Source organism: Clostridioides sp. ZZV15-6597, from assembly GCF_020657815.1.
Lineage (GTDB): Bacteria > Bacillota > Clostridia > Peptostreptococcales > Peptostreptococcaceae > Clostridioides.
Genome location: NZ_JAGWCT010000138.1, coordinates 1 through 9,010, shown reverse-complemented (window position 1 = coordinate 9,010; position 9,010 = coordinate 1). Strand labels below are relative to the sequence as shown.

General features: G+C 27.1%; 10 protein-coding genes. 5 read left to right on the top strand and 5 right to left on the bottom strand.

Annotated features, from left to right (window positions below):
* The 3 genes from tnpB to KGF52_RS19115 form a co-directional block, all read left to right on the top strand.
* On the top strand, positions 1 to 898 hold an 898-nt coding region (tnpB, locus tag KGF52_RS19125), incomplete at its 5' end, for an IS200/IS605 family element RNA-guided endonuclease TnpB (protein ID WP_227841280.1).
* Between the two features lie 85 nt (positions 899 to 983).
* A complete protein-coding gene (locus tag KGF52_RS19120) occupies positions 984 to 1,205 on the top strand; it encodes a hypothetical protein (RefSeq protein ID WP_227830495.1) in 222 nt (73 codons plus the stop codon).
* 69 nt (positions 1,206 to 1,274) lie between these two features.
* Positions 1,275 to 2,054, top strand: a complete 780-nt coding sequence (locus KGF52_RS19115; protein ID WP_227841279.1) for an EFR1 family ferrodoxin — start codon at positions 1,275 to 1,277, stop codon at positions 2,052 to 2,054.
* 154 nt (positions 2,055 to 2,208) lie between these two features.
* Here KGF52_RS19115 and KGF52_RS19110 read toward each other — a convergent pair whose 3' ends face one another.
* Positions 2,209 to 2,832: a uracil-DNA glycosylase family protein gene (locus tag KGF52_RS19110; RefSeq protein ID WP_227841278.1), complete on the bottom strand. Its 624-nt coding sequence runs from the start codon at positions 2,830 to 2,832 to the stop codon at positions 2,209 to 2,211.
* Between the two features lie 124 nt (positions 2,833 to 2,956).
* Positions 2,957 to 3,214, bottom strand: a complete 258-nt coding sequence (locus KGF52_RS19105) for a hypothetical protein (RefSeq protein ID WP_227841277.1) — start codon at positions 3,212 to 3,214, stop codon at positions 2,957 to 2,959.
* Between the two features lie 182 nt (positions 3,215 to 3,396).
* Between KGF52_RS19105 and KGF52_RS19100 the strand changes: the two genes are divergently transcribed.
* Together KGF52_RS19100 and KGF52_RS19095 are read left to right on the top strand one after the other, a co-directional pair.
* Positions 3,397 to 3,927, top strand: coding sequence for a hypothetical protein (locus KGF52_RS19100; RefSeq protein WP_227841276.1), 531 nt, complete (start codon positions 3,397 to 3,399; stop codon positions 3,925 to 3,927).
* Between the two features lie 252 nt (positions 3,928 to 4,179).
* Positions 4,180 to 5,055: a M23 family metallopeptidase gene (locus KGF52_RS19095; RefSeq protein WP_227841275.1), complete on the top strand. Its 876-nt coding sequence runs from the start codon at positions 4,180 to 4,182 to the stop codon at positions 5,053 to 5,055.
* 293 nt (positions 5,056 to 5,348) lie between these two features.
* On the opposite strand, the gene KGF52_RS19090 is transcribed toward KGF52_RS19095, so the two are convergent.
* From KGF52_RS19090 to KGF52_RS19080, 3 genes are all read right to left on the bottom strand, one after another.
* On the bottom strand, positions 5,349 to 7,823 hold the full coding sequence (locus KGF52_RS19090; protein WP_227841274.1) for an ABC transporter permease: 2,475 nt from the start codon (positions 7,821 to 7,823) through the stop codon (positions 5,349 to 5,351).
* Between the two features lie 2 nt (positions 7,824 to 7,825).
* Complete coding sequence (locus tag KGF52_RS19085) at positions 7,826 to 8,494, bottom strand: ABC transporter ATP-binding protein (RefSeq protein ID WP_227841273.1); 669 nt, start codon at positions 8,492 to 8,494, stop codon at positions 7,826 to 7,828.
* Positions 8,495 to 8,726: 232 nt separating this feature from the next.
* Positions 8,727 to 9,010 (bottom strand): ATP-binding protein (locus KGF52_RS19080; protein WP_227841272.1); only part of this gene is annotated, 284 nt, incomplete at its 5' end.

Genomic DNA, 9,010 nt, shown 5'->3' with positions numbered 1-9,010 from the left:
AGAACCTGACAAATTTTCACTACAAAACACCTTAAAAGATTTAGAAAACGCATATAAAAAATTCTTTAAAGAAAATGCAGGATTTCCTAAATTTAAATCAAAGAAAACTAATAGATTTTCATATAGAACGAACTTTACAAATAGAAATATTATGTACTTTAGTCAATATATAAAATTACCTAAACTTGGTATGGTTAAAGTAAGGGATAAACAAGTACCTCAAGGGAGAATACTTAATGCTACTGTATCTAGGGAGCCAAGTGGTAAATATTATGTATCATTATGTTGTACTGATATAGACATTGAAGCATTTGAAAATACTAATAATCAGGTAGGTTTAGATTTAGGAATTAAAGAATTTTGTATCTCAAGTTGTGGACAATTTATAGAAAATCCTAAGTATCTTCAGAAGTCATTAAACAAACTTGCTAAATTACAAAGGGAATTATCGAGAAAAACAATCGGTAGTTTAAATAGAAATAAAGCAAGATTAAAAGTTGCAAGACTTCAAGAACATATAGCTAATAGGCGAAAGGATTTTCTACAAAAACTATCTACTAAATTAATACAAGAAAATGATATTATTTGCATAGAAGATTTACAAGTAAAGAATATGACTAGAAATCGTAAACTATCTCGTTTAATTTCTGATGTGTCATGGTCAGAATTTGTTCGCCAATTAGAATACAAGGCTAATTGGTATGGTAGGCAAATTGTAAAGGTAGGTAAATTCTTTGCAAGTTCACAAATATGCAATAAATGTGGGTACAAAAACGAGGAAGTTAAGAATTTAAATATAAGAGAATGGATTTGTCCTTGTTGTAATGTAACTCACGATAGAGATATAAATGCAAGTATAAATATACTAAAAGAAGGATTAAGACTAATAACAGTTTAAAATAGATAACTTATGTAAGAACCGTAGGAACTACGGGGATAGCCTGTGGAGAATTGGTAAGACATATTTTAGTATGCAAAATTCTATGAAGCAGGAACCCTGTGACTTTAGTCATGGGAGGTTCAGTGTTCGTAAAGTAGATGTTAAAGATAGACGAAAGTTTCAAATATTTTTAACAGATTTAGGCAGAGAATTAGAAGAGCCATTAAATAAAATTGCAGACATATATGCAACAGAGACATTTAAATCTATTTCAGATGAGGAACTGTCTTTATTTACTGAAGCTTTGGATAAACTCAGTAAATAAGTATAAATTATGTTTTAAGAAGTCTTTTTAACTCATTGATGATACAAAACAATAGAAAGAGGGATAAGGATGAGTTCTAAGATTTATTATTTTTCTGGAACGGGAAACTCTTTAGTAGTTTCAAAGACTTTAAAAGAAATGTTAAATGAAAATGGAGAATTAATACCTTTAGCTATACATAGAAAAGAAAGAAATATAGACGTAAATGAAGATATCTTGATAATTGTTTTTCCAGTTTATTTTGCTGATGTTCCTGATATAGTAAAGTCTTTTATAGATAAATTAAATTTTAATAGCAATCCCGATATATATGCTATTGCTACATGTAATGGAGTGGCTGGCCATAGTTTGTTTACTATAAACAAATTACTTAAGAAAAAAGGAAAAGAGCTATCTGCTGGTTTTGTAATTGATATGCCTGGAAATGCTTTGACAACACCTTTAGATGTTGAAGAAGAGAGACTAAGAAACTTTACTAATAGAGTGTCAGAAATAACAAAGTGTATCAACAACTTAGAGAGTGGAAAGATAGAAGGAAAAAATAATTTAAAGTCATATGTAGACAGTTTTACACTTCGTCTAGTGGGTAAAAACATGCAGATTGCCACTACTAAATTTTTTGCAGAAGATAAGTGTAATGGGTGTGGGACATGCAAAAGAGTTTGCCCATTAGAAAACATAAGTATAGTTGACAGAAAGCCAAAGTGGGGTAATGAGTGTGAAAGGTGTTTAGCCTGTTTCCATTGGTGTCCCAAAGAGGCAATTAATATAAAAAAATCGTTTTTGACAGATAGGAAGAAGTATCACCATCCAGACGTTACTGTGAAGGATATATTTTTAGATAAATAGATAAGTTTAATTTATTTAATGATGGACAATATTAAAATTTAGTGATAAATAATATAAAAAAATTTAAATTTACTATAAAAAAGAGTAATATAATTATACATTATAGCTTGAAAAGTAGAGTGCCTCAAAGCGTTTTTGATGAGGCACTTTTTTATTATTTTATAAGTTCTATCATTTTTTGAATATCTTCTGAGGCCATTTCGAATTTTGATTTTTCAATCAATAAGTTTCCACCAGTCATAATATATGATGGAAATATTCGTAAATTATCATAATAAAGTTCGCTATTACGAAGTTTATATGTTGAAATAGAAGGAACTGCATTCTTTTTTGTATGTTTTTTAGTAATCATATTAAAAGATTTTTTTGCTACATCTCCCATCAACATTATTACTTTTAGATTACTGAATAATTTAATTTCTTCTTCTAAAATAGGCATGTGCGATTGAATGGTGTCACGAGTTATTGTATATTCTGATTTAGGTAATTTTACTGCATTAGTTATATATATGCCTAGATTTAAAATCTCATTTATACTAGATACTTTTGTACCTGCATTTTGGAATAAAGGGATTGTAGTTTTTAAGTAGTCAGCATGCTCATCTAAACTATAAAAATCATCATTAGGATTACTTGGGACAACTTCGTTAATCATTATAGTTTTTATAGAGTCTGTATCTATTGTTATATTGGGAAGATATGATAAGATTTCATTATCCTCAAAAAGATTATTATTTTTAATAAATTCATTTAAAGTTGATTTTATATTTATCTTCATATGTTTAACCTCCTTAATTTTAAGCATTAAATACTATAAAAAGTAATTGTAAAGCAAAAGAATTTTAAAAATATAATAGCACAATAAACATGACAACAGAATGTCATGTTTATTAAATAATAACTTATCTAAATTTAGAATTTATTAAAGCAAATGCTTGTTCATAATCATCTTTATGTACATAAATTGAGTATTCATAGGAAAAGTCTTCTTTTTGACCCAAATTTCCAAGAACCATTTTATTATTAGAAAGTCTTTTAGAGTAAACATTATTGCGTACTTTATATTTATATTCAATTTTATTCACTGATAATATATCACATATTTCGTTAAATTTATCTAAGGAATATCCTTTGAAAAGTTCAATTCTATTTAAAAACATAAATATGCCCTCCAGAAATAATATTAATCTATTACCATTATAAAAGAAATTAATTCTAAACTGTTATAAACCAAAGATAGCAAAATTACATTGACTTGTAAAGTTTTTAGAAGTAGGATAGAAATATTAAAATTAATAAACTAAGGTTTTTAAATGAAATGTATCAATAAGATTACATAAAGATGGGATGGAGATTTTATATAAAAAAAATGCCAGAAGAAAAAATAAATACAGATACGCAGGAAATATCACAACAAAAAGTTAGAGAATGGAAATCTGTATATGAAAAATATAGAAGTACTTTAAATGTAAATTCTAAGTCTACTTTAGAATTAATAGAATATTTAAAACAAAAATATACACTAAAAGAAGAAGCTTCGGAAGAATTTAACAATGTAGTCATTAATAATATTAAGTTAAATAAACCTTTTTCAAAAAAGATACCGAGCAATAAAGAATTAAAACCTATTGTATTTACAATTCAAAATGAAGGAAACGCAAAGACTTTATATGAAAATCAGGAAGAAGTTTATAGTGCTTGTTCTATTGTTGTGGGTATGGAATTTGAAACAGGCTGTGTTTTTGTGGAAGGGAGTAGTGAACTTACTGATGAAATAACTGTATTTAAAGGATTAGATGAAGATGATATAAATAATTATTATCTAGTAGCAAATTATGTTAGATGTCTAAAGAAATATAATCTTATAGATTAATAAATACTTTAAATTAGGTAGAGTAAATTTAGTATAGTTAATTTACATACAGTAAAGCTTATAAGTATAACTTATAAATATAAAATTAGATAGAGTTGCCAAAGTAAAATTGGCAACTCTATCTAATTTTACTTTGGCAACTTTATTTTTTTGTAAATATTTTTACTTAAAGCATAAAAGAAATGACTTTATAATACTATATATGGTAATATATGACTAATATAATTGGAATTTATAAGGGGTTGGCTTTCTGTGCAAAAGGTTATTAAAATCATAAAGAAAATGTACTGGATGGGCTGTATTGGAATTGTTGGTACAATATTAAATATTAAATTGTTGGAACTTTTTTATTTATTTTTCTTACTTGCTATTTTAGATTTTATTTTATCGCTTATTTTAGTATTAAAATGTGATGATGATATGCAAGAAGTAAAAGACTTAAAATTTCTTTTTCAAAACATTGGTATGTTAATAGGGATACCAATTATTTACTTGAGAAATCTATTTCGATTACCTAATGTCTACAATCACAAAACAGTGAATGGTTATATTCTTCCATTCAATGGAAGATGGCTTGTTGCAAATGGAGGAATTGACAAAGAAAACTCACACTCTTGGGGAATATGTAATCAACGATATGCTTATGACTTTGTTATAGAAAGAAACGGAAAATCATATTCCAACAACAGAACTTCTGTAACTGATTATTTTTGTTACAATCAACCTGTTATAGCACCTGCCGATGGTATTGTAGTGGAAATTAAGAATAGTTTTGAAGACACTCCTATTTCTAATAAAGTAGAAGTACAATGCTCTGCTTCGGATATAAGGGGAAATTATATTGTGATTAAGCATACATCAAATGAATACAGCACAATAGCACATTTAAAAAAAGATAGCTTTATAGTCAGTGTAGGTGATTTTATAAAGCAAGGACAGCAAATAGCAAGCTGTGGAAATAGCGGAAATACAAGTGAGCCACATATACATTTTCAAATTCAGCAAGGTAAGAGTTTTTTGTTTTCAGCAAGTTTACCTATATACTTTGACAACATTATAAATTGCACAGAAGATACAGATGTTCATTATATTACTGGAGGACAGACTGTAGAAAATCAAAAGAAATAGATAACTGTGGATTTAAAAGTCAATTAATGTGATTTTTATAAAAAGTGTTTGATTTTACAAATTGTATTAAACTCATATACTGTTTTTACTAATTTGCTACTTTTAAACTCTAAAATATACCAAGATATGAGAAAATATGTAAATAGACACTAAATGAAAACATAAAAAAGACCATAAATAAAGGAGATACCAATATTTGTGGTCTTAAAGATATATAATCAAAAAAGCTATAGAATTATAATTTGAAAAAGATAATTTATTATGTTTTATTTGTAGATATTAATTTATTATTATCATTCTATAATATCTATACAATCAATAATATCCATTTTTTTAATTTTTCTTAAAGGAATAAGAGTGGCTATAATACATGCAATTATAGCAACAAGTGTAGCTTGTGAAATCGAAATAATTGGGATATTAGTAAAATCAATTTTTTCTATAGTGGCCATGTTTATTATAACAGCACTGGCATATCCTGCAATTGAACCAAATATAGCAGCAAATATTCCATAATAGCAACCTTCCCATAAAAACATTTTGTATAAACTACTGTTACTCATACCAATAGCTCTCTTAACTCCAATTTCATTAATTCTAGTATTAATGTTTGTATGAGTTGTGTTAATAATGTTTAAAGTGCCAATCAATCCTACAAATAGTATAATGGCCCATGCTAAAAATTGTATTTGTTTAAAACTTTCTTTAAGTTGGTTGTCTGATTCAATGTACGATATCCAACGAGAGCCTGGATTGTTTTTACAAATTTGTTCAATAGATAACTTTATTTCTTCTAAACTTGATTTATCTTTAGCATAAACATTTATCTGACTGAATCTATCTTTATTTGTTAGGGTGTCATATACAGTATCATATACAATAACATCAATACCATTTAACCAACCATTACCTTGTAAATTAATCATTTTATCTACAGTATTATATACTTTTAATTGTTTTTTATTAATTGTAATATTATCCTTTGGTTTTAGGTTTGTAGCCTTAAATTTTGTGTCTGGTGTAGAAATAGCAATTGGATTTTTTATAAGGCATAGAGAACCATTTTTGAAATCCTCTAATAAAGAATCTGTGATAGAAGGTATTAATTCTTTAAGAGTTTGCTCATCAATTCCAATAACTTTTAACATTTCAGAACCATTTTCAAAGTTAATATCTGTATTTATTTCTCCTTGTTTATATTCAGAGTATTTGATAAAAGAGGTACGATTGATATTTTTCATGTTAACTATTTTATCAAGTGTAGATTTATCAAAGCCAGGCACTTCATTTGTTAAAGAAAAATCTCCTTTTTTTAGGTCGCTAACCGATTTGGATACATCTAATACATTAGAAAATTCACTCAGTGCAACAAATACTGTTATACTCATAAATAATGATAGTATAGTGATTATAGTTCTACCTTTATTTCTTTTTAGGTTTAGCCATGCTAGATGTCTTTCGAAGTTTTTGATTGGTTTTTCTCGTTTAATTTTAATTTTTCTTTTGATTTTGGTAGTGTTACCAGCCATAGCAATTTTAGGAGAAACATGTGAAGCATATATTGCTGATGGTAAAGCTGCAACAAATGAAAATACTAGTGAAATACCAACGCTTAATAATAGTGGTATTAAGTAGCCTGTTGAATTTTTATGTATAAGTTCAGTCATTTCTTTAGTATTATTTACTAAAAATATATCTGGATTTAAGATATTTGTAACCATTTTAGCTATACTTTCAGAAGAAACAATTCCAATTATGGCTCCAATAGGTATAGCAATAACACATAAAAATAAAATTTGTAAAATAATAATTTTATATAGTTGATTTGGTTCAGCTCCAATTGCTCTTAAACATCCATACTCTTTAATTTTCTTTGTAACAGAAATCTTTAAAATATTATAGATTACAAGTCCAGAGGCTAGTAGTACTAATAGTGCAACAAATAAAGATATTACTATAATTATAGATATGCTATCACTATTGGAACTGTTTTTATTTCCTTCAAAGTTAATTCCTAATGTATTTAAATAAACCCAGTTGTATTGAATTGAACTACGAGGAATATTGACTTTTCTAGCTAATTGATTTACAATTTCTTGAAATTTATTTTGTTGCTTTATTTTAAAATCCAATGATGATAAAGCATATCTTTTAGGTAATAGCTTTTCTGATGTACCTTTACCTACAACACTATTTACTATTCCACTTGCATAGCCTGTATAGTCATTTTCTAAAATACCACTTAGTTTAAAATTGGTTTTATAACTATAGGGTTGTTCTGTATCATTTAAAAGTGAGATATTTAAATCCATAGGAATAGTCATACCAAGCTTTGGTTTTATTCCCATAAGCTGTAAGGTATTTTCATCTAAGGCAATCTCATTTTTATTTTTAGGAAGATTTCCAGACTTTAATTTCATTAGTTTTGGATAGTTGGAAAGTCCTACCTTATCGTATTCTTTTACAAGTATAGAGATACCTGTATTCTTTATTTTACTAGTACCAAGTGTTGTTGAAAGACCAGCTTGATAGATTCTATTATCTTTTTTTAGTTTATCAACTTGAGTTTTATTAAGCTGGTGAAAGGATACATGTCTATCACCATTAAAAGAGCGAGCTTGCTCAGTTCTTAAATTTTGAAGTATACCAATTGATTGACCTACTACAGTTGTCATTATAGTCGACATCATTATTGCAATAATAATTAATGTAGTCATAAGTTTTTGGTTTTTTAACTCTTTTATTGAAAGTGAAAGGTAATTTTTCATTACTATTTCACCTCCATAAGTATACCATCAATTATTGAAAGCTGTCTGTCAGCAAGCTTTGCAATCCTATCATCATGAGTTATTACTACTAGAGTCTTTTTAAATTGCTTTGATGTTTTAATAAGAAGATTCATAACTTCACTACCACTTGTGCTGTCTAAGTTTCCTGTAGGTTCATCAGCAAATATTACATTTGGCTTTGCAATTAATGCTCTAGCAATGGCAACTCTTTGTTGCTGACCTCCTGAGAGTTCATGTGGAAGATGATGCAATCTATCTGAGATTCTAAGCAATGATGAAATTTCATCTAAGTATTTTTTGTCAGGTTGTCTTTTATCTAATAATACAGGCATTGAAATATTTTCTGAAGCTGTCAAAACAGGCAATAGATTAAACTGTTGAAATACAAATCCAAAATATTTTCTTCTAAGAGTGGAAAGTTCCTTTTCACTATATTTATACATATCTTTCCCATCAAGTAATACTTGTCCAGATGTAGGACTATCCAATCCACTTAAGATATGTAAAAGTGTACTTTTTCCACTTCCAGAAGGTCCAATGATAGAAACAAATTCACCTGTATTTATTTCTAAATCAATATTGTTTAATGCAATAACTTTGTTGTTATTAGAACCATATATTTTTGATAATTGTTTTGCTTTTATAATCATAAAAACACTCTCCTTTTTTGTATAAGAAGAGTGTAAGTTATAAAACTCAATTTTTTCTCAACTTTTTATATAAATAGAAGTAAATTCTAGATAAAAAGAATATATTTATGTTTAAGATTTTATCTTTTATTAATTATCTACTTTTATAGGGTGCATGTTAATAAAGCTTAAAAGTTTATTATGTTTTATACAAGGAAATCCAGATAAATCCAGATTAAAAATTAAAGTATCTCTAGTCTTTTGTTGAGAACTTTATTGTAATTTTAGCACTACCAATTAAATTATTTTCAACAAAAATAGAACCTCCATGTTTTTCACATAATACTTTAGATATATAAAGACCCATGCCAAAATTTGAGTTGTTATTATTTAAAGTCTTATCTTTATAAAAAGGTTTTAATGCTGATTTGAGAGATTCTTCACTAAATCCCACACCATCATCTTCAATTACAAAAATAAGGAATTTTTGCTCAAGGTATATAAGTATAGATACTTTATTTTTTGCATATCTAAATG

What these genes read in the sequence shown, in the direction of transcription:
- KGF52_RS19120 (WP_227830495.1), top strand. Translation starts at nt 984, where the DNA reads ATGAAGCAGGAACCCTGTGACTTTAGTCATGGGAGGTTCAGTGTTCGT.
- KGF52_RS19115 (WP_227841279.1), top strand. Translation starts at nt 1,275, where the DNA reads ATGAGTTCTAAGATTTATTATTTTTCTGGAACGGGAAACTCTTTAGTA.
- KGF52_RS19110 (WP_227841278.1), bottom strand. Translation starts at nt 2,832, where the DNA reads ATGAAGATAAATATAAAATCAACTTTAAATGAATTTATTAAAAATAAT.
- KGF52_RS19105 (WP_227841277.1), bottom strand. Translation starts at nt 3,214, where the DNA reads ATGTTTTTAAATAGAATTGAACTTTTCAAAGGATATTCCTTAGATAAA.
- KGF52_RS19100 (WP_227841276.1), top strand. Translation starts at nt 3,397, where the DNA reads ATGGGATGGAGATTTTATATAAAAAAAATGCCAGAAGAAAAAATAAAT.
- KGF52_RS19090 (WP_227841274.1), bottom strand. Translation starts at nt 7,823, where the DNA reads ATGAAAAATTACCTTTCACTTTCAATAAAAGAGTTAAAAAACCAAAAA.
- KGF52_RS19085 (WP_227841273.1), bottom strand. Translation starts at nt 8,494, where the DNA reads ATGATTATAAAAGCAAAACAATTATCAAAAATATATGGTTCTAATAAC.